This window comes from Streptomyces sp. NPDC044002, assembly GCF_056434525.1.
Genome location: NZ_JBWKEZ010000041.1, coordinates 4,529 through 30,330 on the forward strand (window position 1 = coordinate 4,529; position 25,802 = coordinate 30,330).

General features: G+C 75.0%; 17 protein-coding genes. 8 read left to right on the forward strand and 9 right to left on the reverse strand.

From position 1 onward, the window contains the following. Positions 1-65: 65 nt before the first annotated feature. Positions 66-557: a hypothetical protein gene (locus tag AC07A6_RS26765; protein WP_478778836.1), complete on the reverse strand. Its 492-nt coding sequence runs from the start codon at positions 555-557 to the stop codon at positions 66-68. 1 nt (position 558) lies between these two features. Beyond that, on the reverse strand, positions 559-1,101 hold the full coding sequence (locus AC07A6_RS26770) for a hypothetical protein (protein ID WP_362470866.1): 543 nt from the start codon (positions 1,099-1,101) through the stop codon (positions 559-561). 132 nt (positions 1,102-1,233) lie between these two features. Here AC07A6_RS26770 and AC07A6_RS26775 point away from each other — a divergent pair, with 132 nt between their 5' ends. From AC07A6_RS26775 to AC07A6_RS26785, 3 genes are all read left to right on the forward strand, one after another. Continuing rightward, complete coding sequence (locus AC07A6_RS26775) at positions 1,234-3,675, forward strand: SpoIIE family protein phosphatase (protein WP_478778837.1); 2,442 nt, start codon at positions 1,234-1,236, stop codon at positions 3,673-3,675. A gap of 62 nt (positions 3,676-3,737) precedes the next feature. After that, a complete protein-coding gene (locus AC07A6_RS26780; RefSeq protein ID WP_478778838.1) occupies positions 3,738-4,346 on the forward strand; it encodes a nucleotidyltransferase domain-containing protein in 609 nt (202 codons plus the stop codon). Between the two features lie 74 nt (positions 4,347-4,420). Continuing rightward, positions 4,421-5,050, forward strand: a complete 630-nt coding sequence (locus tag AC07A6_RS26785) for a hypothetical protein (protein ID WP_478778839.1) — start codon at positions 4,421-4,423, stop codon at positions 5,048-5,050. A gap of 6 nt (positions 5,051-5,056) precedes the next feature. Here the strand turns inward: AC07A6_RS26785 and AC07A6_RS26790 are convergent, their stop codons facing one another. Together AC07A6_RS26790 and AC07A6_RS26795 are read right to left on the reverse strand one after the other, a co-directional pair. Then, positions 5,057-6,007, reverse strand: a complete 951-nt coding sequence (locus AC07A6_RS26790) for a hypothetical protein (protein ID WP_362470854.1) — start codon at positions 6,005-6,007, stop codon at positions 5,057-5,059. A 5-nt stretch (positions 6,008-6,012) separates the two neighbouring features. Continuing rightward, positions 6,013-7,773 carry a hypothetical protein gene (locus AC07A6_RS26795; RefSeq protein WP_478778840.1) on the reverse strand — a complete coding sequence of 587 codons (1,761 nt, stop codon included), beginning with the start codon at positions 7,771-7,773 and terminating at the stop codon, positions 6,013-6,015. 224 nt (positions 7,774-7,997) lie between these two features. Here AC07A6_RS26795 and AC07A6_RS26800 point away from each other — a divergent pair, with 224 nt between their 5' ends. From AC07A6_RS26800 to AC07A6_RS26820, 5 genes are all read left to right on the forward strand, one after another. Then, a complete protein-coding gene (locus tag AC07A6_RS26800; RefSeq protein ID WP_478778841.1) occupies positions 7,998-10,181 on the forward strand; it encodes a CHAT domain-containing protein in 2,184 nt (727 codons plus the stop codon). 11 nt (positions 10,182-10,192) lie between these two features. Then, positions 10,193-11,620 carry a lipase/acyltransferase domain-containing protein gene (locus tag AC07A6_RS26805; RefSeq protein WP_478778842.1) on the forward strand — a complete coding sequence of 476 codons (1,428 nt, stop codon included), beginning with the start codon at positions 10,193-10,195 and terminating at the stop codon, positions 11,618-11,620. A 6-nt stretch (positions 11,621-11,626) separates the two neighbouring features. After that, on the forward strand, positions 11,627-12,001 hold the full coding sequence (locus AC07A6_RS26810; RefSeq protein ID WP_478778843.1) for an NYN domain-containing protein: 375 nt from the start codon (positions 11,627-11,629) through the stop codon (positions 11,999-12,001). Positions 12,002-12,248: 247 nt separating this feature from the next. Further along, the gene (locus AC07A6_RS26815) at positions 12,249-16,190 is read left to right on the forward strand and encodes a Pls/PosA family non-ribosomal peptide synthetase (protein WP_478778844.1); all 3,942 of its coding nucleotides are present in this window, start codon (positions 12,249-12,251) and stop codon (positions 16,188-16,190) included. A 39-nt stretch (positions 16,191-16,229) separates the two neighbouring features. Next, positions 16,230-17,573 (forward strand): M1 family metallopeptidase, encoded by a 1,344-nt coding sequence (locus AC07A6_RS26820; RefSeq protein WP_362470836.1) that lies wholly within the window; start codon positions 16,230-16,232, stop codon positions 17,571-17,573. Between the two features lie 40 nt (positions 17,574-17,613). Here the strand turns inward: AC07A6_RS26820 and AC07A6_RS26825 are convergent, their stop codons facing one another. The 5 genes from AC07A6_RS26825 to AC07A6_RS26845 form a co-directional block, all read right to left on the reverse strand. Then, a complete protein-coding gene (locus AC07A6_RS26825; protein WP_478778845.1) occupies positions 17,614-19,050 on the reverse strand; it encodes a DUF5585 domain-containing protein in 1,437 nt (478 codons plus the stop codon). A 148-nt stretch (positions 19,051-19,198) separates the two neighbouring features. After that, positions 19,199-20,359, reverse strand: coding sequence for a substrate-binding domain-containing protein (locus AC07A6_RS26830; RefSeq protein WP_386272548.1), 1,161 nt, complete (start codon positions 20,357-20,359; stop codon positions 19,199-19,201). Between the two features lie 32 nt (positions 20,360-20,391). Continuing rightward, positions 20,392-21,453, reverse strand: coding sequence for an ABC transporter permease (locus tag AC07A6_RS26835; RefSeq protein WP_478778846.1), 1,062 nt, complete (start codon positions 21,451-21,453; stop codon positions 20,392-20,394). Further along, entirely contained in the window at positions 21,450-22,982 is a 1,533-nt protein-coding gene (locus tag AC07A6_RS26840) for a sugar ABC transporter ATP-binding protein (RefSeq protein ID WP_478778847.1), read from the reverse strand. Before AC07A6_RS26840 ends, AC07A6_RS26835 begins: the two co-directional genes overlap by 4 nt. Before the next feature lie 36 nt (positions 22,983-23,018). Then, positions 23,019-25,787: a SpoIIE family protein phosphatase gene (locus AC07A6_RS26845; RefSeq protein WP_478778848.1), complete on the reverse strand. Its 2,769-nt coding sequence runs from the start codon at positions 25,785-25,787 to the stop codon at positions 23,019-23,021. Between the last annotated feature and the right edge of the window lie 15 nt (positions 25,788-25,802).

The following is a 25,802-nucleotide window of genomic DNA, read 5'->3' on the forward strand; positions in this document are numbered from 1 at the left end:
TCAGGCCGGGCACACCCCCCCCCCCCCCCCCCCCCCCCCCCCCCCCCCCCGGGGTGCCCGGGTCCTCAGGTCTTCAGCAGCCGGTTGAAGAACGACCGGTAGTGCTGGAGCGCCATCCGCAGCTCCTCGGTCGGTACGCGGTCCCCGCTCCGCCACTGGCCCTCCAGGTCCTGCTTGTGGGAGGCGAAGGTCCCGGCGAGGTTCTGCATGACCTCGGCCACCAGGGTGTCCGCCGACGTGACCGCGTCCTTGGGGTCGTCGACGAAGCGGCCCTGGATCTCGGCCCATTCCGTGCGGTACCGCTCGGCGTCCCCGGCGGCGAGGAGCGGCTGCCCGTCCCCGGCGTCCGGTTCCACCGGCTCGTCCGCGCGGGGCTCGTCGTCCCGGCCGGACGGGCCTTCGGCGTCCGGGCCGTCACCGCGGTCGGCCACGCCGTCCGCGGACGCCTCGCCCGGGTAGACCGGCGCGCCGGGCCCGTCGGCCCCGTCCGGACGTGCGAGGTCCTCCGTGGTCAGCGGGGTGCGTCCGCCCGTCGTGTGCTCTTCGTGCGTCTCCATCTCACCGGCTCCTCTGATCCGTCAGCAGTTCGTCGAACAGGGCGCGGTAGTGCACCATCGCGCCGCGCAGCTCCTCCGTCGTCGCCCGGCCGCTCACGCTCCGCGCCTTGACGTCGTGCGCCGCCCGGTAGTGCTCCAGCGTGCGGCCGTGTTCGACCGACAGGTCGCGCACCGCTCCCTCGTATCCCTCGGTGGGGTAGCCGCGCTCCCGCATCAGCCGCGACACGAGGTCGTCGGCCTCGTCGACGGCGCCCGCGGGGCGGTCGACGAAGTGCTCCTGGACGCCGGTCCACTGCTCCGAGTACTGGCGCCGCCGGGCGGCGGGCAGCTCCTTGATGTCGAGCTTGTCGTGGCGCGCCTCGCGGGCGCGCAGCTCGCGTTCGGCAGCCAGTGCGCCGCCCTTCTCCTCGACGGTGCGCTCGTACTCCGGACCGAAGCGGTCGCGGAGATGGCGCCGCCGTGCCAGCAGCCACATGATGGCGGCGAGAGCGAGCACGACGACCACGCCGACGGCGATGACGGCTATGAGTGTGCTTGTGGACATCCTGGGCCTCCGTCCTGGGGCCTTTCTCCTGTATGGGCGCGGCTGCCCACCCCCGTGCCGGACAAACCCGGCAGGGAATGGCACGGCCCGTGGCGTACGGCCACCGTCCCCCTCGCATGCGATGCTCGACGTATGGAGGGCGAGTCCGTGCTACCCGGCGCCGGCGACGCCGCGGCCCCTGAGGTGCTGGCGCTGGCCAAGGTCGTGGCCCGGCTGCGGGCCGAGGTCGCCGACCTGGAGAGCGTGGCCTCGGTGAACGCCGTGCTCGAACGGGCCAAGGGGGTGGTCATGGCCCGGGCCGACGTGTCGGCGGACGCCGCGTACCAGCTGCTGGTCGACGCCGCCGCTCAGCACCGGCGCACCCTCCTGGAGGAGTGCTGGATCACTCTGGGCCGCACCGGCAGCGGCTCCACGCCGTCGGCACAGGCCGGGCGGGCTCCGGCGGACCGGGTTTCCGGACCGCCGGGGCCGGAGTCCGAACCGGTCCCCTCGGCCTTCCGCACGAGCCGGTACGTGATCGACACGGGGCGTCAGGCCGGGCAGCGGCAGCCCCTCGCCCGGCTGGCCCGTGAGCTGGCGGGTGTCCGGGCCCCGGGGGAGGTGGCGGAGCTGCTGCGGTCGGTCCTCGGGGACGCCGAGGACGTGGACGCGGTGATGATCTACACGGTGGTGGCCGCCGGCAGTCTGGAGCTGGCCGGCCAGGCGGGTGCCGGCGACGCGGTGGCGGAGCAGTGGAGCCACATCCCCCCGCTCAGCGGGGTCGCCGCGCTGGAGGCCATCGACTCCCGGGAGGCGGTGTGGCTGGAGGACCCGGAGCTGGACGCCGCCCGGTACCAGCTGATCGGCGATCAGCCCGGGCGGTGGCCCTCGCGCGCCTGGCTCCCCGTACCCGGTCCGGGGCCGGCGACGGCGGTCGTCGGGTTCTTCCGTACCAGGCAGGGGCCCTTCGACGGTCACACCCGGACCCTGCTCAAGCGGGCCGTCCGGCTCTGCAGCGGGCTCCTGCGCGAAGACCGGGGCACCCCCGGCCTGGATCCGCTCGACGAGGACGTGGACGCCATCCAGTCGATCTTCGACGCCGTCTCGGGACCCGTGGTCCTGCTGACCCCGCTGCGCTCGGAGTCAGGGGAGATCGAGGACTACCGGATCGACGCCGCGGCGCCGGAATCGCTGGACGTGGCCGGCCGGCACGGCAAGGAGCTGGTCGGGCGGCGGGTCCTGGAGACCTACCCGACGGTTGCGGGAACCGCGCTCTGGGACGGGTACGCGGCGACGCTGGCCACCGGAGCGGTCTACGAGGGCGAGCCGTTCACCTACGAGGAGGTGACGGCCGGAGTCCAGCAGCAGTCGGTGTACTCGGTGCGGGCGGCCAGGCTGGGGCAGCGGCTGGTGGTCACGTGGATCCGCCACGACATGAGCGAGCGGGAGGCGCGCAGGCTGGCCGACATGCAGCGGCTGGGAAACCTCGGCTGGGCCGGCTGGAACCTCATGACGGACACGATCACCTGGTCGGACCAGGTCTACACGATCTTCGACCGGGATCCGGCGCTCGGCCCGATGCCGCTGGAGGAGCTGCCCCGGCACCTGCTGGCGGAGGACCTGCCGAGGCTGGCCGCGGCTGTGGAGCGGCTGCTGGGCGACGGCGAGCCAATCGACCAGCCGTTCCGCATCACCACCGGCCGGGGGGTGCGGCACCTGCGCATCGTGGCGGAGGCCCATACGGACGTGGACGGCAGCCCGGTGGAGGTCCACGGCTTCTTCCAGGACCTCACCGCGCAGCGGGACGCGGAGCTGGCGCTGGTGGAGAGCGAACGCGCCAACCTGGTCCAGCGGGGCATGCTGAAGGCCGAGCGGGCGCTGGCCGCCCGCCTCCAGGAGACGCTGCTGCCGGTGTCCGAGCGGTCGATGGAACTGGCGGGGCTGTGCGTCGACGTGGCCTACGTTCCCGCCGACAGCGGCATCAACGTCGGCGGGGACTGGTACTCGGCGATCGAACTGCCGGACAGGAGCGCCCTGTTCGTCGTCGGCGATGTCGCCGGACACGGGCTGGGGGCCGTGGGGACCATGGCCCAGCTGCGGTTCACCACCAAGGGCATGGTCATCACCGGCTCCCCCCTCCCGGACGTCCTGCGCCTGCTGAACACCCTCCTCATGCACACGGCGGTGGACCCGTACGGGGCGACGGCCACGATGGTGATGGGCCGATACCAGCCCGAGGACCGCCGGCTGACATGGGTGCGGGCGGGCCACCTGCCGCCGCTGCTGGTCCGGGGCGGCGAGGCGAGCTTCCTGCCGCAGCCGGAGGGCAGCCTGCTGGGGGCCGCGTTCGACTCCTCCTACGGACAGGACGTGGTGGACCTGCTGCCGGGAGACCACCTCCTGCTCTACACCGACGGCCTGGTGGAGGATCCCGGCGAGGACATCGAGGAGGGCCTCGACCGGCTGGCCGAGACCGCGCTGCGGCTGCTGCGGGAGGGCCGCGGCGAGACCCTCGCCCGCTCCCTGGCGGCGCTGCGGCCGGGCAACCGCGACGACATCTGCATCCTCCACATCAACCTCTCCGACGAGCCCTGACGCGGGGGCGCGGGCCGATATCCGGCTGCGCGGCCGCCATGCGCGCCCTAGCCTGCGTCCCCATGGGCACGGACATGGGCACGGACACCGACACCGACACCGACACGGAGCGCGCCGGCCGGCAGCTCCGGCTGATCGCTGAGACGGCCGGGATCGCCGCGGCCCTCGGGGTGGAGGTCCGGCTCCGCGGGGGCTGGGCGATGGACTTCTTCCTGGGCCGGCCCACCAGGGACCACGAGGACGTCGACTGGTTCGCCTGGAGCGAGGACGCCCCCGCCCTCACCGCCGCCCTGCTGGACGCCGGGTACGAGCCGCTGCCCGGCCCGCCCGCCGGCCAGCAGCTCGACTTCGTGAAGGAGGGCGAGGAGAGCAGCTTCGCCCTGCTGGCCCGCGGCACCGACGGCCGCCCGGTGGTCGCCGGCGGCCCGTGGGCCGGGGAACCGTGGCCGCGGGACATGCTGGACGGCCCGGCCGGCCGCATCGGCGACCTGGAGTGCGCGATCGTCAGCCCTTCGGCCCAGATCGAGATCAAGAGGATGACGCCCGTCTGGATCCCGGGCCGGCCGCGCCGGGCGAAGGACGTGCGGGACATCGCCCGCCTGGAGGAGGCCCTGCGGAGCCGGGGTCCGGCGCGGCCGGCCCGGGCCGCCGCCGGGGGCGACCCCCGGTGATCATGAAAGCCGGGTGATGGGGGAGAATTCCGTCCACCGGACATGACCACCGAAGAAGGACAGGAGCACGCCCGTTGAACGAGGAGAGGCGCCAACAGGCCCGGCAGTTCCTCCAGCCGGGAGAGCACCTCATAGCGGCCTGCGCCCACGAACTCGGGCCGGGCGTGCCCACGCCGCCCGAGTCGATGCTCGCGCCCCCGGACCCCTCCGACCTCCAGCGGCGGATCGAGGCACGGCTGCCCCGCCAGCTGCGGCAGATCGCCAAGTCCCGCGTGCTCGACCCGCGTCGGTCGCGGCCGGCCGGCGTGGCGGACGCGATCGACCGCATGCCCGACGCCCTGGACCAGCTCGGCACGCGCCTGATGCACGGCAAGAACATGGAAGGCGGCTGGCAGAGCGCCGCCGGACACTTCGTCATCAGCCGGGCCAACGTGCGTCGTTCCAACGCCTGCGTCCTCGTCCTCACCGACCGGCGCTGGTTCGCACTCAGCGACGTCTCGCCGCTGTGGCAGTCGACGCCGGTGATGAAGCACTACTGGGAGGTGCCCCGTCCGGCGGTGGCCGCCGTACGCGCCAACCCGACCGGCGTCCTCCAGAAGGGCCGGATGGACATCGAGTTCACCGACGGCTCCTGGGTCGCGCTCCTCGCCACGGCGCCGCAGCACGCCACGCCCTTCGCCGCGGCCTCCGCCCGCTACCGCTGAACCCGCCTACGGCTGCGGACAGTTGTACTGCTCGTCCAGCGGCACGGTGACGCAGTACACGCCCCGGCCGCCGGTCTCCTCGACGACCGCGTCGGGGACGGTGAAGACGGCCGTCCTCGACCGGGGCATCACCACGGTGCCGATCTGCCGGACCAGGGAGGCGTTCTGCGAGGAGGGGTCGACGGTGTACAGGCCCACGGGCAGCCGCGTGCCGGGCGGGAAGCCGTAGACGAGGATCCGGTGGCTGCCCTGGTCCACCGTCAGACGGTCCGTCCTGTCCGGGAGTTCGACCGGGTGGACGTGCCGGGCGGAGAGCGTGCCCTGGGTCGCCCGGATCGTGAGCTCGCCCGCGGCGGCGAGGTCCTCGCGGGCCCTCTCGGGCGGCACGAACCACCACTTCTCGCTCTGCAGCACACCGCTGCCCAGCTCGTGCACCGTGAGCTCGCGGCCGTCGAACAGCGAGCCGGACGGTTCGAGCCCGGTGGAGGCCAGTCCGGGGGAGCCGGGACGCGCCGTGGTCGTGTACTGCTTGCCGCCGGCGGTGACGGTCACCTCGACCGGCTCGCCGGGCGTGAATCCGCTCAGGCACAGCGCCACCTCGTCAGGGGTGAGTACCCGGTCCAGGCCGGCGATGTTCCCGATCCACACCGCGGGCCCCTGGCCGACCTCCGGGATCCGGCCCAGATCGGCGGCGCAGTCCGGCACGGCTCCGTCCCCGGCCGCCAGGACCGTGATCTGCTGCGCCAACAGCATGTCCGTGGCCGGGTCGGTGGGCCTGGGCCCGGCCGTCGAGGGGACCGGCGCGGCGGTGGTCGGGACGGCGGCCCGGCTGGTGGTGACCGGGGGAGCGGGCACGTCGGTGGCACCGCCCGGCGTGCCGGAGGACGGGGTCGAGCCGCAGCCGGCGAGGAGCCAGCCCAGCACGACCGCGCCCGGGAGCAGCATGCGTGGCCTCACGTGTTTCACGGTCCTTTCGACGGCCGGCCATTCGGCGCGGCCCCGGAGCACGGGGCCCCGGCGTCCGCGGCCCCCTGCCGGAGGGCGTTGACGGTTTCCTCGTGCCGCTGAGCGGTGATCTCCCCCTTGTCCAGGGCGTCGCCGAGCTGGCCGAGCGCGTCTCGCAGGTCCGCGCAGCCCGCCGTCAGCTCGCCGAGCTGGAACTCCCAGCCGGCGGTGATCGCCTGCCACAATCCGCGCCGGGCGAAGCCGCGCTCCTTGGCGACCGCCTCCTTCATGGTGGCCACCGCGCCCGCCAGGTCCCCGCGCCCGTAGGAGTACGTCGCCGCGATGGAGGTGGCCAGCAGCCGCAGCTCCTCGACCGCGTCACCGCTCCCCCCGGCGGAGCGGACGCGTTCCAGGGCCCGCCCGATGGTCCCGTCGTCCCCGACGAGCCCCGCCGTCAGCCGGCACTGCTCAACCTGGGCCAGGTTCACCGACGCCCGCAGCCGGCCGGTCTCGGAGAAGGCCCCCTCGTCCGCGAGCGCGCGCAGCTCGGCGGAGGCGGCGGCCAGCGCCCCGGCTTCCACCGTGCCCGGCCGGCAGGTCGGATTCGGACCGAGCGCCAGCTGGTACCGCGTACCCGCCAGGCTGAGGCGGGCGCGCAGGCCGATCGGGCCGTCCGGGGCGATGGCCCGGTAGTCGGCGCGGGCCGCCTCGAAGTACGGTACGCGGCCGGCGGCCGGCAGCCCGAAGGCGATCTGCTCCAGGGAGTGTCCGCGGAAGAGGCGCACCAGGTCGGCCGTGACGAACTCCGAGCCGTCGTCGCGGCCGCCGCCCGCGGCCGGCGGCAGCAGCCGGTCCAGCTCGCGCTTGGCTTCGGCGACCCGGCCGGCCCGCCAGAGGTCCAGGGCATGCGTGAAGCCGGCCAGCCCGTGCGTACGGCGGGCCAGTTCGGCGATCACGTGCCTGCGGCCGGTGCCGGAGCTCCAGTCCTGGTCGAGCCGGATCGGGCCGCTCAGGTACCACCCGGCGAGCTCGGGCGCGTCCGGCACCTGCGCGGCCCGTACGTACACGGCGGGCCGCAGTCCGATCTGCCCGCCGGAGTCGGTGGCGACCAGGCCCCCGACAACGATCCCGGCGTTGGTCTTCTCGACGAAGCCGGCCGTCCACTCGTCGAGTTTCCGGCGGTCCCGCCCGGTGCCCGCGAGCACCCCCAGCGGAGGCGAGGTGATCCGGGCGTAGTCGCGCGCCGTGCGGCCCTCGGGCAGCCGGTCCTGTGACAGGGCAGCGGTGAAGGCCTCCGACACGTCGTCGAGCACCTGCTGGTCCTGGCCCGGGCCGACGCCCTCGAAGCCGACCACGGCCACGTCCTGCGTCCCCGGCAGCCGGGCCGGCTCCGGCAGCGCCGGGCGGGGCCGGAAGACGACCACCAGCGCGGTGCAGGCGAGCAGGAAGACGACCAGGCCCGCGACGGACAGCCGGCGCGCGCGGCGGGACATCCCGGGCCGGTCCTTGAACGCCTTCCGGACGGTGACGACCCCGCCGACCAGCACCGCGAACAGGACGAGAACGGCCGCCACGGGACTGGACTTGACCCCGAGCAGCTGGAGCAGCGGACCCAGCAGCGCCGAGAGCAGCGTGGTGGCCAGGGCGAGCAGGGCCAGCCCCCACGGCGGATTGCCGGAACCGCCGTCCGAGGGCCCGGGGGACCGGGGCGCACGGTCGGCGGGGTTCCTGTCCGGGGCGCCTTGTCCAGGGCTGTCCAGGACGCCTCCCTTCGCCACACGGTTGCGGTGCGCGCAAGGGGCGCCCCACCCACCATCGGGGCGCCGCGTCCACGCCACCGGTCGGCGCGCCCCGCCGGTCCGCGCACTCCCCACGTTCGGGCGAGCGCACCGGGGGCCCCTACAGCGCAGGGCCCCAAGCGGAATCGGTGGGATAATCCTGTGGGGGGACAGGTGCGGCGCACCCGGCAGGCGAATCTCGGGCTACTCGAAGGAGGAGCGTCGTGGTGAGCACCCCCGCCGCTCGCATCGAGGACTTGCTTGAAGGCGTGACGACGCCCGCCAACCGGCGGCACGCCCACGAGCCCCCCTCGGGCCCGGCTCCCCCTCCCCAGCCCCGCCCCGATGGTCCAAGGGTCAACATCACCGTCGTCTGGGGCGACCTCGTGGAGGTCGCCGCAGACCTGCACGTCACGGGGCACTACCAGTCGGTCGTCCCCGACGCGGCGGAACTCGCACTGGACCGCGCCATATCCGCCGGCCCCCGCCCCCTGATCACCGAGCACACCCGGCTCGGCTGGATCGACGCCCAACTGGGGGAGGTCACCTACTTCCCCTGCAGGGAGGGCCCGGTCCACTCGGCCGCCGTCGTCGGCATGGGCCCCATGGGCACCCTCAACGAACGCCGCGCCGTCCAGATGTACGCCTCCCTGCTGGGCGAGGCCATCGCCGTGGGCCACGTCGCCGCCATGGCGACCGTCCTCATCGGCGCCGGCGTCGGGAACCTCTCCGTCCCCCAGGCGGGCCGCTCCCTCGTCCGGGGCTTCGCCTCCGCGCTGGCCGCGGTGAGTCCCCTGGCCCCGGCGCCCCGCCTCGCCGAGGTGCTCGTCGTGGAGATCGACCGGCTGCGCGCCGAACAGCTCCTCCTCGCCCTGACCGGCGCCGCCAAGAACCAGCAGCAGCTGTACGTCACCCCGGACCTGCGCGAGGAGAAGGGCGGCAGGCTGTACCCCCACTCCGCCGCCGTGTACGCCCTGAAGGCGCTGTCCGCACTCGTCGGCCCGGTGGCCCTCGCCCCGGACGACGGCTCCGACGGCTCCGTAACGCCCGACGCTCCCGAGCCGCCCGCCGCCGCGCAGGCCGTGCTGGACGTGCTGGCCCGCCTCGAACCCGCCATCCGCGAGAAGGTGCGCGAACAGCTCGCCCACCTCGCCAAGGTGGAACACACCGACCTGACCCTGAAGATCGGCGGCCCCACCGAGGTCCAGGACGACTCCGCACCCGTACGGATGTCCGTCCAGTCCGGCAGCAACGCCCTGCGCTGGGCGGCCCTGACCGGACGCGCGACCGTACCCGAACGCCTCGCGCCCGTGGACACGGACCTGCTGCGCGACCTCGTGGACCGGCTGACGGAACCCACCGTCGAGGACGCGCGCGCCCTGCCCGACCTGCTCTCCCGCTTCGTCGTGCCCGCCGACTTCCAGCGCCTGCTCACCGACGACTCCACCGTGCTGCTGGAACTGGACCGCGCCACGGCCTCCGTGCCCTGGGAGTTCCTCACGGAGGTCCAGCAGCCCGGCGGAGAGCGGCGCGACCCCCTGGCGATCCGCACCCAGCTCTCCCGGCAACTGCGCACCCCCTACTCGCGCGTGCTGACCGAGGCACCGGCCGACGGGCCCCTGCGCGCCCTGGTCATCGGCGACCCCGGAGACCCGGAGAAGGGCTTCCAGCTGCCGGGCGCCCGCACCGAGGCCTTCGCGGTCGCCGCCCAGCTCAAGGCCCTGGGGGTCAAGGTCAGCCTCTACGTCGGCGCGCCGAACTCCACCCGCCAGCCCGGTGTGGAACCCGCGCGGCGGCTCGACGTCCTGGGGGCCCTGCTCTGCGGCTGCAACGACATCGTCCACTACTGCGGCCACAGCGACTTCGACCGCTCCGGCACCGGACGGCGTTCGGGCTGGGTCTTCGCCGACGGCCTGCTGACCGCCCAGGAACTGGGCCGGCTGGAACGGCCGCCGCGGATCGTCGTGGCCAACGCCTGCTACACCGCCCGCCTCGGGGCCGGCGAACCCGCGGCCGCGCCGGACGGACCGTCCCCGGCCGCCGACCACAGCCCCTGGGGCAATGCCCAGGCCGCGCTCGTACCCAGCCTCGCCGACGAGTTCCTGCGCATCGGCGTCGGCCACTACATCGGGGCGGCCTGGCGGATCCCCGACGACCACGGGGTCGCCTTCGCCGAGCAGTTCTACCGGCACCTGTTCACGATCGGCCCCGCCGAGGACCCCCCGACGGTGGGGGCCGCCGTCCGCTCCGCGCGCAAGAGGCTCTACGAAGGGCGCGCCGCCAACGAGTGGCAGGACGGCGGGCAGGACCGGCAGCGCTGGAGCTCCTGGGCCGCCTACCAGCACTACGGGGACGCCTCCGAACCGTTCGTCCCGTCCGAGATCCCGTCCGACCCGCAAGGGGGCTAGGAGGTCAGCTCATGGGCAAGAGCCCGATGCCCGACGTCGTCGTACTGCTCCCCGGCATCACCGGCAGCGTACTGACGCGGAACGGGAAGGACGTGTGGGCCCCCTCGGCCTCGGCGGTGATCGGCGCCCTGACCAGCCTCGGCCGCTCCCTGGCGGAGCTGGAGCTGCCGGCCGGCCAGGACGACTGGAACCAGGACGACCTCGGTGACGGCATCGTCGCCGCCCGGCTGGTGCCCGACCTCCACACCCTGCCCGGCCTGTGGAAGATCGACGGCTACACGGCCATCGAGAAGTTCCTGCTGGACCGGTTCGACCTGACACCGGGCGAGAACTACTTCCCCTTCCCGTACGACTGGCGGCGCGACAACCGGGCCGCCGCCCGGCAGCTCTCCGAGCGGAGCAGGGACTGGCTGCGCGCCTGGCGCGAGAAGAGCGGCAACTCCGCGGCCCAGCTCGTGCTGGTCGGGCACTCGATGGGCGGCCTCGTGTCCCGCTACTACGTCGAACGGCTCGAAGGCTGGAAGGACACCCGGGCCGTCGTGACCTTCGGGACCCCCTACTACGGCTCCCTCAACGCCGTCGAGTTCCTCTGCAACGGCTTCCAGAAGCGCATCGGCCCCTTCGAACACGACCTCACCCGGCTCCTGCGCTCCTTCACCGGCCTGCACCAGCTCGTGCCCGTCTACCGCTGCGTGTACGGGCCGGACGGCACGGCGGCCCTCCCCGCCAAGGCCGGGCTCCCCGGCTGGCAGGACCAGTGGAGCAGAAACCTCACCGACTTCCACAAGGAGATGGAGGACGCGGCGGCGGACAACCGGAAGAACCCCGCGTGGGAATCCAGCCAGGTGGTCTACTACCCGATCGTCGGCACCGACCAGCCCACCCGGCAGTCGGCCCGGATCATCGGGGACAAGGTCGAGACCCTGATGGTCCGCGGGGACGCCGACGAAGGCGGCGACGGCACGGTGCCCCAGCTCTCCGCAGCCCTCTCCGGCTCCGAGGACGCCCGCACCTTCGTCCCGCAGAAGCACGGCAGCCTGCAGAACCACGCGGCCATGCTCGACCACATGAAGGGCATCCTCCAGTCCCTGCACGACGTCCACATCGCCGACCTGCGGTCCCTCATGACCTGCTGGTTCAACTACCTCGGCGACGACCTCTACCTCGACGGGGAACCGGTGGTCTGCGAGATCGGCGCCGACAGCTCACTGAGCGCGAGCGAACTGCCCGAGATCCCCGCCCGGATCTCGGTGACCAGCCGGACCACCGGCCTGCCCGTCGTCGAGCGCACCGTCACGGTCCCGCGCGAACGCCGGCGGTTCGACCTCGGCGTACTGCCCGCCGACACCTACGACCTGCTGATCAGCGCCAGCCCGGACACCTCGCCGCTGTCCGACGTCTTCGTCGTCGCACCCCCGGAGACGACCGTGGCAGAATGACGGAACGTGACCGAACCCCTCACCTCCGTCCTGATCGTCGACGCGGCGAACGTCGTCGGCTCCGTACCCGACGGATGGTGGCGCGACCGAAAGGGCGCCGCCGAACGGCTGCGCGACCGGCTCGCCGAGCGGGCCGGTCCCGACGGGCGGGGCGGCGAGGAGATCATCCTCGTCGTCGAGGGCGCGGCCCGCGGCATCGCGTCCGTACCCGGCGTCCGGGTCGACTCCGCGCCCGGCAGCGGCGACGACCGCATCGTGGAACTCGCCGCCGCCCACACCGGCCGCCCCTGCGTGGTGGTCACCGCCGACCGCGCCCTGCGCGAACGGGTGAAAGCGTACGGAGCCGACTGCGCGGGCCCCCGCACCGTGCGACCGTCCTAGGGGGTGTCCGCAAACCGGCGCCTGCCCCGCGGGGCCCGCCCTGCGGGCGGACGGCGCCGCTTCGCGGACACCCCCTGGGGACGACCCGGGCGGAGTAGCGCCTTCCGGCCACGCCCGCGGCTTCCACGGGCAGATCCCCGGCGGCGAACTAGGCTGGTGGGTTGTTCTCCGCCGGACCGGAACAACCCGGGCAGACCCGGGCTCCACCGGCACCCCGGACGTGTCCGGGAGCGAGACGCGAGGGCCTATGGCAGCCACACCCGAACGCGGTGAACTCACCCTGACGGCCGACGGGGCCCTGCCCGGCGAGCCGGTGCCCGGCGAAGGGGAGCCACTCGGGGACCCCGGCAAGTCCGCCCGGTTCTCCGCCGGGCCCGCCGCCCCCGCCCGTACCCTCCTCGACGTCTTCGAGGCCACCGTACGGGCCCACCCCGACGAGCCCGCCCTGGACGACGGCACCTCCCGGCTCACCTACCGGGCCCTGGCCGCCCGGGTCGAACGCCGCCGGCGGGCCCTCGCGGCCGCCGGAGTGGGACACGGCGACCGGGTCGGCGTACGCGTCCCGTCCGGCACCAACGAGCTGTACGTGGCCGTCCTCGCCGTCCTCGCCGCCGGCGCCGCCTACGTACCGGTCGACGCCGAGGACCCCGACGAGCGGGCCCGGCTGGTCTTCGGCGAAGCCGGCGTGCGGGCGGTGCTGGGGCCCGGCCGGCGCATCGACCCCGCCGGCCGTCCCGCGGCCGCTCCCGCGCCCGCCGTCCGGCCCGGCCCCCGGGACGACGCGTGGATCATCTTCACCTCCGGCTCCACCGGTCGGCCCAAGGGCGTCGCCGTCAGCCACCGCAGCGCCGCCGCCTTCGTCGACGCCGAGGCCGCCCTGTTCCTCGCCGACGAGCCGATCGGCCCCGGAGACCGGGTGATGGCCGGACTCTCCGTCGCCTTCGACGCCTCCTGCGAGGAGATGTGGCTGGCCTGGCGCCACGGCGCCTGCCTCGTCCCCGTACCCCGCCACCGGGTCCGCAGCGGCGCGGACCTCGGCCCCTGGCTGGTCGAACAGGAGATCACCGTGGTCTCCACCGTGCCCACCCTCGCCGCGCTCTGGGATCCCGCAGCCCTCGACGAGGTCCGGCTGCTGATCTTCGGCGGCGAAGCCTGCCCGCCCGAACTGGCCGCCCGCCTGGTCACCGAGGGGCGCGAGGTCTGGAACACCTACGGCCCCACCGAGGCCACCGTCGTCGCCTGCGCCTGCCCGCTGACCGGCGCCGAGCCCGTCAGGATCGGCCTCCCGCTCGCCGGGTGGGAACTCGCCGTCGTCGACGCCTCCGGCGAACCCGTCCCCATGGGCGGCAGCGGCGAACTCGTCATCGGCGGCGTCGGCCTCGCCCGCTACCTCGACCCCGCCAAGGACGCCGAGAAGTACGCCCCGCTGGAAACCCTCGGCTGGCCGCGCGCCTACCGCAGCGGCGACCTGGTCCGCGCCGAACCGGAGGGCCTGGTCTTCCTCGGCCGCGCCGACGAGCAGGTCAAACTCGGCGGCCGGCGCATCGAACTCGGCGAGGTCGACGCCGCCCTCCAGGCACTGCCCGGCGTCGCCGGCGCGGCCGCCGCCGTACGCACCGCCCGCGGCGGCAACCAGCTCCTCGTCGGCTACCTCGTCACCCAGGACGGCTGGGACCGCACCGCCGCCGTCGAACGGCTGCGCGCCGCCCTGCCCGCCGCCCTCGTGCCGCTGCTCGCGCAGGTCGACGCCCTGCCCACCCGCACCTCCGGCAAGGTCGACCGCGCCGCACTGCCCTGGCCCCTGCCCGGCGTGGAGACCGCCGGCCCCGCCGAGCCGCTCCACGGCACCGAGGCCTGGCTCGCCGAACAGTGGACCGAGACCCTGGGCGTGCCGGTGACCGGCGCCGGCGACGACTTCTTCGCCACCGGCGGCAACAGCCTCGCCGCCGCGCAGCTCACCACCCGGCTGCGCACCCGCTACCCAGGGGTGGCGGTCCTCGACGTCTACCAGAACCCGACGCTGCGCAAACTGGCCCGGCGGCTGGAGCGGTCCGTCCGCGAGGACGGTGCGGCCCGCACCGTCGTACCGGTCCCGGCCCGCGCCAAGGCCGCCCAGTGCCTGCTGCTGCTGCCGCTGTTCACCCTCGTCGGCCTGCGCTGGACCGTCGCCCTGCTGGCCCTCGGCAACCTGCTGCACCGCCTCGGACCGTACCCCTGGGCGCCCACCGCCTCCTGGTGGTACGTGGCCGCCGGCGCGGCCCTGCTGTTCAGCCCGCCCGGCCGCCTCGCCATTGCCGCCGGCGGCGCCCGCCTGCTGCTGCGCGGGGTACGGGCCGGCCGCCACCCGCGCGGCGGCAGCGTGCACCTGCGGCTGTGGACGGCCGAACGGCTCGCCGAGTGCTCCGGCGCCACCTCCCTCACCGGCCCCTGGCTCCAGCGCTACGCCCGCGCCCTCGGCGCCCGCCTGGGCCCCGACGTGGACCTGCACTCCCTGCCCCCGGTCACCGGCATGCTCCGGCTCGGCCGCGGCTGCGCCGTGGAATCGGAGGTGGACCTCAGCGGCCACTGGCTGGACGGCGACCGCCTGGAGATCGGCCCCGTCCGGATCGGCGCGGGCGCCGTCGTCGGCACCCGCAGCACCCTCTTCCCCGGCGCGCGCGTCGGCAAGCGGGCCGAAGTGGCACCGGGCTCCGCCGTGGCCGGACAGGTCCCGGCCGGCCAGCGCTGGGGCGGCGCCCCCGCCGTCAGGCTCGGCCGGGCCAAGCACGACTGGCCCGGGGAACGCCCGCCGCGGGCCCTGCGCTGGCGGGCCATGTACGGGGCCACCGGCTTCTGCCTCACCGCCCTGCCGCTGCTCGCCGCGCTCCCCGCGCTGCTCGTCGCCGGCCGGTTCGTGCCCGTCGGCGCCGGACCGGCCGAGGCCCTGCGCGGGGCGCTGCTCGCCGTCGTGCCCGGCGCGCTCGCCTTCGCCCTGGCGTACGCGCTGCTCGTGCTGGCCGCCGTACGCCTGCTCAGCCTCGGGCTGCGCACCGGGAACCACCCCACCCACAGCCGCGTCGGCTGGCAGGCCTGGGCGGTGGTCCAGCTGATGGACCTGGCCCGGGCGACGCTCTTCCCGCTGTACGCCGGGCTGGTCACCCCGGTGTGGCTGAGACTGCTCGGCATGCGCGTCGGCCGGGGTGCAGAGGTGTCCACCGTGCTCGCCCTGCCCAGCCTCACCACCGTGGGCGACGGCGCGTTCCTCGCCGACGACACCCTCACCGCCCCCTGCGAACGCGGCGGCGGCTGGATGCGGATCGGCCGCTCCGAGATCGGCCGCCGGGCCTTCCTCGGCAACTCCGGGATGACCGCGCCCGGCCGCAGCGTGCCGGACGGCGGGCTGGTCGGCGTCCTGTCCGCCACCCCGAAGAAGGCCAAGAAGGGCAGCTCGTACCTGGGCCTGCCCCCGGTGCGGCTGCCCCGCTCCGCCGAGGCGGCCGACCGCAGCCGCACGTACGACCCGCCCGCCCGGCTGCTGTGGGCGCGAGGCCTGGTCGAGGCCTGCCGGCTCGTGCCCGTCTTCTGCTCGGCCGGCCTCGCCGTCCTCACCCTCGCGGCGCTCTGCGCCCTGGCCGGCCCGGCCGGGCCCGGCGTGCCGGGCGCCGCCCTGCTGTCCGGAGCGGTCCTGCTCACCGCGGGCGCGGCCGCCTGCGCCGTCACCGTGGCGGCCAAGTGGCTGCTGGTCGGCCGGCACCGCCGGGCGGAACACCCGCTGTGGAGCGGCTTCGTCTGGCGCAACGAACTGGCCGACACCTTCGTGGAGGTACTGGCCGTGCCCTGGCTCGCCGGAGCCGTCCCCGGCACCCCGCTGCTCTCCCTGTTCCTGCGCGGACTCGGGGCGCGCATCGGCCGGGGGGTGTGGTGCGAGAGCTACTGGCTGCCCGAGACGGACCTGGTGACCCTCGGCGACGCGGTCAGCGTCAACCGGGGCTGCGTGTTGCAGACGCACCTCTTCCACGACCGGATCTTGCGGACGGATACTGTGGTCCTCCGCGAGGGCGCCACCCTGGGCCCGGGCGGAATCGTCCTGCCCGGCAGCACGGTCGGGGCACGCAGCACCCTGGGTCCCGCCTCCCTCGTGATGGCCGGGGAGTCCGTGCCCGCCGACACCCGCTGGCTGGGCAATCCGATCGAGGCGTGGCGGTCCTAGCCCGGGGACCGCGGCACAGAGCGGGGAGCGGAACCGGCGATGAGCGGCCAGAGCACGGTGGTGGACCCGTACTTCCCGGACAACGGCGACCCCCGGTACCGGGTGCACCGCTACGAACTCGCCCTGGAGTACCGGCCCGGCCCCAACCGGCTGGCCGGCACCGCCCGGCTCAGCGCCATCGCCGGGCCGGCCCCGCTCGCCGAGTTCCACCTGAACCTGGCCGCCTTCCGGATCGGCCGGGTCCTGGTGGACGGCCGCGCCCCGCACTACACCCACCGGGCCGGCCGGCTCCGCGTCCGGCCGGCCAAGGCCCTGCGCGCCGGCGCGGCCTTCACCGTCGAGGTCCACTGGGCGGGCAACCCCAAGCCGGTGCGCAGCCCCTGGGGCGGGCTCGGCTGGGAGGAGCTGACCGACGGGGCGCTCGTGGCCAGCCAGCCCGTCGGCGCGCCCTCCTGGTACCCGTGCAACGACCGGCCGGCCGACAAGGCGGCCTACCACATCTCCCTGAACACCCCGTCCGCCTACACGGTGGCCGCCGTCGGCCGCCTCCTCACCCGGACCACCAGGGCCAGCACCACCACCTGGGTGTACGAGCAGTCCGCGCCCACCGCCAGCTACCTGGTCGGCCTGGCCATCGGCCAGTACCAGACGGTGCTGCTCGGCGACCCGGGCCTCGGCGGGGTGCCGCAGACCGCGCACGTGCCCGCCCACGTGCTGCCGCGGTTCTCCCGGGACTTCGCCCGGCAGCCCGCCATGATGCGGCTCTTCGAGGAGCTCTTCGGCCCCTACCCCTTCGGCGAGTACGCGGTGGTCGTGGCCGACGAGGAGCTGGACGTCCCCGTGGAGGCCCAGGGGCTGTCCCTGTTCGGCACGAACCACGTGGACGGCGCGCGCGGTTCCGAGCGGCTCGTCGCCCACGAACTGGCCCACCAGTGGTTCGGCAACAGCGTGGGCATCGCCGACTGGCGGCACATCTGGCTCAACGAGGGCTTCGCCAAGTACGCCGAATGGCTCTGGTCGGAGCGCTCCGGGGGCCGCAGCGCGCACGAGCACGCGAGCGCCGCGCACCGGCTGCTGGCCTCGCTGCCGCAGGACCTGCGGCTGGCCGACCCGGGCCGCAGGCTGATGTTCGACGACCGGCTCTACCAGCGCGGCGGCCTCACCGTGCACGCCGTCCGCAGCGCCCTGGGCGACGGGGCGTTCTTCCGGATGCTCCGCGACTGGGCGGCCCTGCACCGGCACGGCGTGGTGACCACGGCCGCCTTCACCGCCCATGCGGCGGGCTACGCCGCCGGGCCGCTGGACGGGCTGTTCGCGGCCTGGCTGCACGGGCCGGCCCTGCCGCCGCTGCCCCCGCCGCCCGGCGCGGAACCGGCCGCCTGACCGGACACCGCGCGGCGGTGCCCGGCCGGGCGGCGGCGGGTCACTGTCCGGCGCGGCCGCTCACCAGGGGCCACTCGCGGTGCAGGGCGCCCAGCGGGATGCGCCGCTCGACGACCGGCGTACCGAACACGGACAGCTGGAGCTGGAGCTGCCCGCTCAGGTCGAAGCCGCCGTACAGCGCCCAGGAGCCGTTCGCCGAGGTCTTCCCGTCGGTGGAGGCGCTCGCGGAGGCGTCGGCCTCGCCGCGCAGGTAGGGGGCGAAGTCGGCGGTGACGCCGACGGCCCCGTACAGGCCCACGGAGGCCTCGGCGCCGAGGGCGCCCTTGACCCGGCCGCCGGCGGTGACGGCCGCCTTCACCGGGGTGCTGTGCACGGCCGAGGTGCTGACCGGGGTCCAGCCCTTGCCGGTGGCGTAGCTGCCGCCGACGCGGAAGTCGCCCTTGACGTCCTGCTGGACGTCGAGGGTGACCTTGCCGTCGGCCTCCACCTGTACGTAGCAGGTCAGTTCGAGGTTGACGACGACGGGCACCGGGCCGACCTGGAGGACCGGGTTGCTGCGCAGCTTGGCGAACGGGATCCGCTTGGGCGCGCCCGTGCTCGCGGCGGCGCGGCCCTTGAGGGCCCACTGGGAGGACCAGTCGCCGCTCATGCCGAGGAACGCCGCGTCCGGGCCGTGGCCGGAGCCCTTGCTGCCGTCGTACGAGAACTCGACCTGGGGGGCGAGCTGGACGAAGCCGGACACCGAGGCGCCCGCCGACGCGGGGGCGTCCTTGGCGGTGTCCACGGCGGCGTCCACGTCGAGCCGCAGGTTGCCGAGCGGCAGCTTGCCGCCCTGGGGGCCGAACGTGACGCCGGAGCCCTTGGCCCAGGAGAAGGTGACGCCCTTCATCAGGGGTTCGACGACCACCGAGGCCGGGTCGACGGGGACCTTGCCGTCGGCCTTGTCGTCGCCGAGCGCGGCCGCCAGGGTGGTGGGCGCGGTCTTGACCTCGGTCCCGCGGTCGGTCTTGCCGACGACCTCGGTGACCTTGGCGAGGAGGCCGTCCGGGGCGCCGGGCGCCGGAGCGCTGGCGATGACGTCGCCCACCGCGACGGGCTTGGCGGCCGCTGCGGAGGAGCCGGCCGACGGGCCGGCCGACGGGCCCTTCGAGGGCGCGGCGGAGCGGTTCGGCGAGGCGCCGCCCTGCGGGGCCGCGGATATGACGGCGCGTCCGCTGGCCCTGTCGTAGGAGGCGACCTTCAGCTGGGCCTTCTCCGGGCCCTTGCCGCCGCGCGTGCGGGCGATGGCGGAGGGTGCGCCCGCCCCCTGCGGCGCGGCGTCCACGTCCAGCCGCTGGGTGCCGTCGGAGGCGGTGGGGAGGGCTGCCGGGCTGCCCGGTCCGGCCGTGTTCGCGGGGGCCGGGGAGGAGCAGCCGGCGGTGGTGAGCGCGAGGGCGGTCAGGCCGGGCAGCAGGAGGCGTCTGGCGAGCGTACGCACGTGGGTGTGACCTTCGAATTGGGGGGAAGTGCCGTTACTGGTAGGTAACGTGAAGGTTGATCATGCCACGCGCGCAGGGCGCCGGTCATATCGGGTGACGGCCAACTCTCCTGCGGAACAAGGTGGTTGAAACTTCACTCAGGGGGATTCACTCATGGGTCTCCCCGGCCTGCCAGATCCTCCGGTACGCCTCGCGGTAGCCCGGCGGGTCCCAGGAGCCGGCGCCCCGGCTGTTGCCGGCCGTGGCGATGTGGACGGGGGCCACGTAGCCGCTCGCGGGCTGCCCGGCGAAGGCGCGGTTGAACTCGTCGACGATCTGCCAGCCCTGCTGGGACAGCGGCTCGGGGACGGTGGCCGCCTGGAACTGCCCGCTGTTGATGCGCTGGAAGGCCGAGGGGTCGCCGTCGCCCGCGCCGATGTTCAGCGGCGGCCCCGCCCCCGGGCGTCCGGCCGCCCGCAGCGCCGGGGCGGCGTCGGCGAAGTACAGGTCGTTGATGGCGACCGAGTGGGTCCAGTCCTTCCCGAAGCGGGCGAGCAGGGAGGAGACCGCCTGCGGGGTGCGGCTGCTCGCGTCCGGGATAGGGATGTTCTCGTACGTCAGGAGCCGCACGCCGGAACAGGTGGCCAGCTCCCGCTCGATCAGGTCGGCCTTGTTCCGGGCGAAGGGGATCGAGTCGTCGGTGAACAGGACGACCCCGGCGTCACCCCCGGACCGGGCGATGATCCAGTCGGCGCTGATCCGCGCCACGTCCTCCACCTTGGTGGTGACGTTGGTGAACAGCGCGGGGTCCCGGCTCGGCCCGGGGGAGTCCACCGCGTGCCAGCCGACCACCGGGATGCCCGCGGCGCGGGCCGCCGCCATCTGCCGCGACGCCGGACGGGGGTCGAAGCCGCCGATGACGATGCCCGAGGGCCTGAGGGTGACCGCCTGGCTGAGCGCCGCCTGGATGCCGGCCGGGGTGCCGTCCCCGTCGATCACCCGGACCGGCCAGCCGATCGCCTTCGCCGCCTCCTCGACGCCCTTGGCGACCCCAGCGACGCCCGGGTTGGTCATCGTCTGCGCGACGTAGACGATGCTCTTGCCGGGCACGGCCGCCGGTCCGGAGTCCGGCCCGTTCCAGGAGGCGTCGGCGGCCTCGGCCCGGCGGACGGCGGCCTCGGCCCGGGGCAGGACCTCGGGACAGCCGGCCTTCGACGGCCCGTTGGCGGACGGCGGCCCGCCGCCGCAGCCGGCCAGGAGGGCGGCGGCCGCCGCGAGCAGGGCCGCGGTGGCGAAGGGCGTTCTCGGGTTCGGGTGCTTCGGGAACACGGTGCTCCTGGCGTGGGTGCGCGTACGGGGTACTACGACGGGCCGGCCTGGACCGGTGCGGGCGGCTCCTGCGCGGCCGGCCGGCGGGAGGCGGCCCGGCCGGCGCCCAGCCGGCGGCGCGCCGCCCAGCCGGCCAGGCCGACGGCGATGAGCAGGGTCCCGCCGTTGAACAGCGCAGTGGCCCAGAACTGGGCCCCGAGCTGGCCGATCCCGGCGAGCCCGACGGCGAGTACGGCGACGGCCACCACCGTGCCGAGTGCGTTGGCGCGGCCGGGCCTGATCGTGGTGGAGCCGAGCAGGGCGCCGACGAAGGCCGGCAGCAGGTAGTCCAGCCCGGTGCTCGGGTTGCCGGTCTGCTGCTGGGCGGCGAGCAGCACCCCGGCGAAACCGGTGACCAGGCCCGAGCCGGCGAACGCGGCCACGCAGTAGGCGCGGGTGGGGATGCCGATCGCGGCGGCGGCCCGCGGGTTCGAGCCGATGACGTACAGGTACCGGCCGGCCGGCAGCCGCTCCAGCACCACCCACAGCACGGCCGCGACGCCCAGCACGTAGAAGGCCGGCAGCGGCAGGCCCAGGAACCGTGCGTCGTACAGGGCGGTGAAGCCGGTCGGCAGGCCCTCCGGGCCGGGCACGATCCGGGCGCCGCCGGTGATCCAGCCGGTGACCGCGTACATCATGGAGCCGGTCCCCAGGGTGGCGATGAAGGAGTCGATCTGCCCGAACTCGACGATCACACCGGTCAGCGCCCCCACCACCGCGCCCCCGCACACCACCGCCAGGCAGGCCGCGGGCCAGGGCAGGCCCTCCGTGACGACCAGGTGCATCACCATCACGTGCGCGAGGCCCAGCCCGTAGCCGATGGACAGGTCGAACCGGCCGGTGGCGATCGGGATCGTCGCCCCCAGCGCGAGGACGGCCGGGACCGCCTGGTTCGAAAGGAGCGCGGAGACGTTGTCCCGGGTGGGGAAGGTCTGCGGCAGGAGGAGCGAGAAGACCAGGAAGAGCAGCGCGGCCAGGACCGGCAGGCCGTAGCTGCCGACGTGGTGCCCGCGCAGCCGCTCCAGCGGGGACCGCCGCGGTGGGGAAGGGGTCATGGGCCCGTCGCGGTTCCGGTGACGGCCGGCATGGCCGAGGCCGTCCGGGTCAGCCCGGCCACCGTCAGGTCCCGGCCCGCGAGTTCGGCGCCCACCGCACCGCGGACGAAGACCAGCGCGCGGTGGCAGAGGTCCGCGACCTCCTCGAAGTCGGTGGAGACGAGCAGCACCCCCACGCCCGCCGCGGCCGCCTCGTCGAGCAGCCGGTGGACCACCGCCTTGGCCCCCACGTCCACACTGGCCGTCGGCTCCTCCAGGACCAGCAGCCGCAGCCCGCCCCGCAGCCACCGGCCGACCATCACCTTCTGCTGGTTGCCGCCCGAGAGCGTGGCGATGGGCACCTCGCCGTCCCGGGGCAGGACGGAGAACCGGTCGATCAGCGCGGCCGCCTCGGCGCGCTCGCGCCGGGGAGAGGTCCAGCGCCAGGCGGGCACGCCGGCGGCGCCCGGGTTCGCGAGGAAGTTCTCCCGTACCGTCAGCTCCGGGGCACAGCCCTCCGCCTGGCGGTCCCCCGCCACGAACCCGACACCGGCGCCGACGGCCTCCCGGACCGTACGCGGCCGGTACGGACGGCCCCCCAGCAGCACCCGCCCGCCGCGCACCGGCAGGACGCCCGCCAGCGCACGGCCCAGCTCCCGGTGCCCGGCGCCGGTCAGGCCGACCATGCCGAGGATCTCGCCGGCGCGCAGCTCCAGGCCGACCGGCCCGGCCTGCCCGGCCCGGACCCCGTCCAGGCGCAGCAGGGGCGGGCCGGCGGCGGGCACCGCGGGCGCGGCGGGACGGCGGACGGCCGGCTCGTGCCCGACGACGGCCCGCACCAGCCGCCCGGGGCCGTACCCGGCGAGCGGGCCGTGCTCCACCACGCGGCCGTCGCGCAGGACGGCGAACGCGTCGGCGACCCGGTACACCTCGTCCAGCCGGTGGCTGACGTAGAGGATGCCGTGCCCACGGTCGCGCAGGGCGTGCAGGACGCCGAACAGCCGGGCGCAGTCGGCGGCGGGCAGGGTGGCGGTCGGCTCGTCGAGGACGATGGCCTCGGCCCGGGCGGCCAGGGCACGGGCGATGGCGACCAGCGAACGCTCCGCGGGGGCCAGGTCGGCGATCCGGGCGCCGGCGTCGAGGTGCCCGGCGACGATCCCCAGGGCCTCCTCGCACCGCTCCCGGGTCCGCCGCCAGGAGATCAGGCCGGCCCGGCGCGGGTAGCCCGTGCCCAGGGCGATGTTCTCGGCCACCGTCATCCACTCGACCAGCCCGAGGTCCTGGTGGATGAACGACATGTGCCGGGCGGTCCCGTGGGAGCCCAGCGGCCGGCCGGCCACGGTCACCTCGCCCGCGTCGGCGTGGTGGACCCCGGCGAGCACCTTGATGAGGGTGGACTTGCCGGCGCCGTTGGGGCCGAGCAGGGCCAGGACGCTGCCGCGGTACAGGTCGAGGTCGACCGAGTCCAGCGCGAGGGTGCCGCCGAAGTGCTTGCGCAGACCGCGCACGCGGACGAGGGGTTCTCCACCGGGACGCGGAGGTGGGCTCATTCCTCGACTCTAGATGACCTTGCCGCCGGGACCGGGTCACGCCGCGTCCAGGGCGCATTCCGCCCATATGACCTTTCCGTCGGGCGTGTAGCGGGTGCCCCAGGCCTGGGCGAGCTGCGCCACGAGGAACAGGCCCCGGCCGCCCTCGTCGGTGTTGGCCGCCTGGCGCATCCGCGGTGCGGTGTTGCTGGAGTCGTACACCTCGCAGATCAGGGTGCGGTCGTGGATCAGGCGTACCCGTACGGGCTCGCCGCCGCCGTACCGGATCCCGTTGGTGACCAGCTCGCTGAGCAGCAGCTCCGTGGCGAAGGAGGACTCCTCCAGGCCCCACCGGCCGAGCTGCTCCATGGCCGCGGCGCGGACGTCGCAGACGCGGGCCGGGTCGGCGGGCAGCTCCCAGGCGGCGATCCGGTCCGGGGGAGTGGCGCGGGTGCGGGCGACCAGCAGCGCGATGTCGTCGGCGGGGTGCTCGGGGGCCAGGGCGTCCACGATCGCCTGGCAGGTGTCCTCGGGGGAGCGGCCGGGGTCGGCTGCGAGGGTGCGGTGCAGTTCCTCCAGGGCGAGGTCGATGTCGCGGTGGCGGTCCTCGATGAGCCCGTCCGTGTAGAGGACCAGCCGGCTGTTCTCGGGGAGGCGGATCTCGGCGGACTCGAAGGGCAGGCCGCCCAGGCCCAGCGGGGGCCCGGCGGGCAGGTCGGGGAAGGTCACGGTGCCGTCGGGCAGCAGCAGGGCCGGCGGCGGGTGGCCTGCGCGGGCCATCGTGCACCGCTGGGTGGTCGGGTCGTAGACCGCGTACAGGCAGGTGGCGCCGACGATCGCGGTGCTGCCGGCGGCCGGGTCGTCCCCGCCCTCCTCGCGGTCCAGACGGACCATGAGGTTGTCCAGGTGGGTGAGGAGTTCGTCGGGGGCCAGTTCCAGTTCGGCGAAGTTGCGGGCGGCGGTGCGCAGCCTGCCCATGGTCGCCGCGGCGTGCAGTCCGTGGCCGACGACGTCGCCGACGAGGAGGGCGACGCGGGTCCCGGACAGCGGGATGACGTCGAACCAGTCGCCGCCCACCCCCGACTCGGCGGGCAGGTAGCGGTGGGCGACCTCGACGGCGCTCTGCTCGGGCAGCCCGTGGGGGAGCAGGCTGCGCTGGAGGCTGAGGGCCAGGGTGTGCTCGCGGGTGTAGCGGCGGGCGTTGTCGATGCACAGGGAGGCGCGGGCGGCGAGTTCCTGGGCGAGGGAGCGGTCGTCGTCCCCGTACGGGGCGGGGTTGCGGGAGCGGTAGAAGCAGGCGACGCCGAGGACGACGCCCCGGGCGAGCAGCGGCACGGTGATCAGCGAGTGGATGTTGTGGGCGAGGAGCAGCTCGGCGTGCTCCGGGTCCTGGGCGATCCAGCCGAAGGCCGCCTTCAGTTCGGGCTCCAGCACCGGCTGCCCGGTGGCCAGGGAGCGCATGTGGGGCGTGGTCGGGCGGAGCACCAGCCGCTCGCCGACCGGGTAGAAGGGGCAGTCGTCGCGGATGCCGTGCACCACCGTGCGGTGCAGTTCCCCGGTCGGGTCGCCGGACTCCTCGCCGCGCAGCACGGACTCGGGCACGTCCACGGTGACGAAGTCCGCCAGTCTCGGGACCGCGGTCTCGGCCAGCTCGCGGGCGGTGCGGCCGACGTCGAGGGTGGTGCCGATCCGGGTGCTGGCCTCGGCCAGCAGCTCCAGCCGCCGGCGCGCCGCGACGGCGTACTTCCCCACCTCCGGCTCGCCGACCAGCACCAGCCCCCGGACCGCGCCGGTGCCCGGGGCCGGGGCCGGGGCTGCGGGCGCGCTCCCGGACGGGGGCGCGGCGGCGTGGGCGTGCAGGGGCGCGGGGGCGTGGGCGTGGGCGTGGGCGGGCGCGTGGTGCTCCTCCTCGTCGGGCAGCAGGGCCTCGACGACGATCCCCTCCACCCCGTCCGGGCTGGTCACGGGCCGGCTGACGAGGGTGACCCGGCGGCCGTGGGACAGGGACACCTCCGCGGCGGCCCGGCGCGCGCCGGACAGCAGCTCGGTGGCCTTCTCCTTGAGGGTCGTGTGGTCGCTCTGCTCCAGCTCGCTCAGCAGCAGCTCCGCCAGGGTCACCGGGTGCCCGTCGAGGGCGTCCCCGTGGGCCCGGACCAGGTTCCCGGCCTCCAGGTAGGCCCGGAGCAGCCCGCGCTCGCGCGCCGAACTCTGCTCCATCAGCCGCCGTTCGATCGCCTCGGCGGCCCGGCGGACGACCGCGGCCAGCGCCGGGTCCGCGTCGGTGTAGGGGTAGCCCAGGCAGAGGACGCCCTCGATGTGCCCGCTGAGCTGGTCGCGGATGGGAGCCGCGGTGCAGGCGCTGGACTGGGAGCGTTCGGCGAAGTGCTCGGCGCCGTTGACCTGGACGAGCTGCCGCTCCGCGAGGGTCAGGCCGATCCCGTTCGTCCCGGCGACCCGCTCGGCGAACACGAAGCCGGGCTCGGTCTGGATGGCCGGCAGCCGGCCGGGCAGCGACTTGTCGCCGAAGCGGCGTTCGAGCACGGTGCCGTGGCCGTCGGCGAGGCAGATGTTCATCCGGCTGCCCGCGAAGAGCGCCGCGAGCCGGTCGAGCACGGGTGCGGCGGCGCGGACGACGGGCCCTTCCGCGTCGAAGTCCTCGGTGAACGGCAGCTCGGCCTGGTCCGGCGACAGCCCCAGCAGCAGGCTGCGCTGCCACGAACTCAGGATCGGGCTGCGCACGCTCCGCACGACCGACTCGGCCGAGCCGCCGTGCAGGAACCGGTCACGGGACTGCACGGGGCCGGTGCGGTCGTCGACGACCCCCATGTGCACCACTTCCCT

Coding starts and splice junctions, on each gene's coding strand:
- AC07A6_RS26770 (WP_362470866.1), bottom strand. CDS start 1,101: ATGTCCACAAGCACACTCATAGCCGTCATCGCCGTCGGCGTGGTCGTC.
- AC07A6_RS26775 (WP_478778837.1), top strand. CDS start 1,234: ATGGAGGGCGAGTCCGTGCTACCCGGCGCCGGCGACGCCGCGGCCCCT.
- AC07A6_RS26815 (WP_478778844.1), top strand. CDS start 12,249: ATGGCAGCCACACCCGAACGCGGTGAACTCACCCTGACGGCCGACGGG.
- AC07A6_RS26845 (WP_478778848.1), bottom strand. CDS start 25,787: ATGGGGGTCGTCGACGACCGCACCGGCCCCGTGCAGTCCCGTGACCGG.
- AC07A6_RS26780 (WP_478778838.1), top strand. CDS start 3,738: ATGGGCACGGACATGGGCACGGACACCGACACCGACACCGACACGGAG.
- AC07A6_RS26835 (WP_478778846.1), bottom strand. CDS start 21,453: ATGACCCCTTCCCCACCGCGGCGGTCCCCGCTGGAGCGGCTGCGCGGG.
- AC07A6_RS26840 (WP_478778847.1), bottom strand. CDS start 22,982: ATGAGCCCACCTCCGCGTCCCGGTGGAGAACCCCTCGTCCGCGTGCGC.
- AC07A6_RS26765 (WP_478778836.1), bottom strand. CDS start 557: ATGGAGACGCACGAAGAGCACACGACGGGCGGACGCACCCCGCTGACC.
- AC07A6_RS26805 (WP_478778842.1), top strand. CDS start 10,193: ATGGGCAAGAGCCCGATGCCCGACGTCGTCGTACTGCTCCCCGGCATC.
- AC07A6_RS26820 (WP_362470836.1), top strand. CDS start 16,230: ATGAGCGGCCAGAGCACGGTGGTGGACCCGTACTTCCCGGACAACGGC.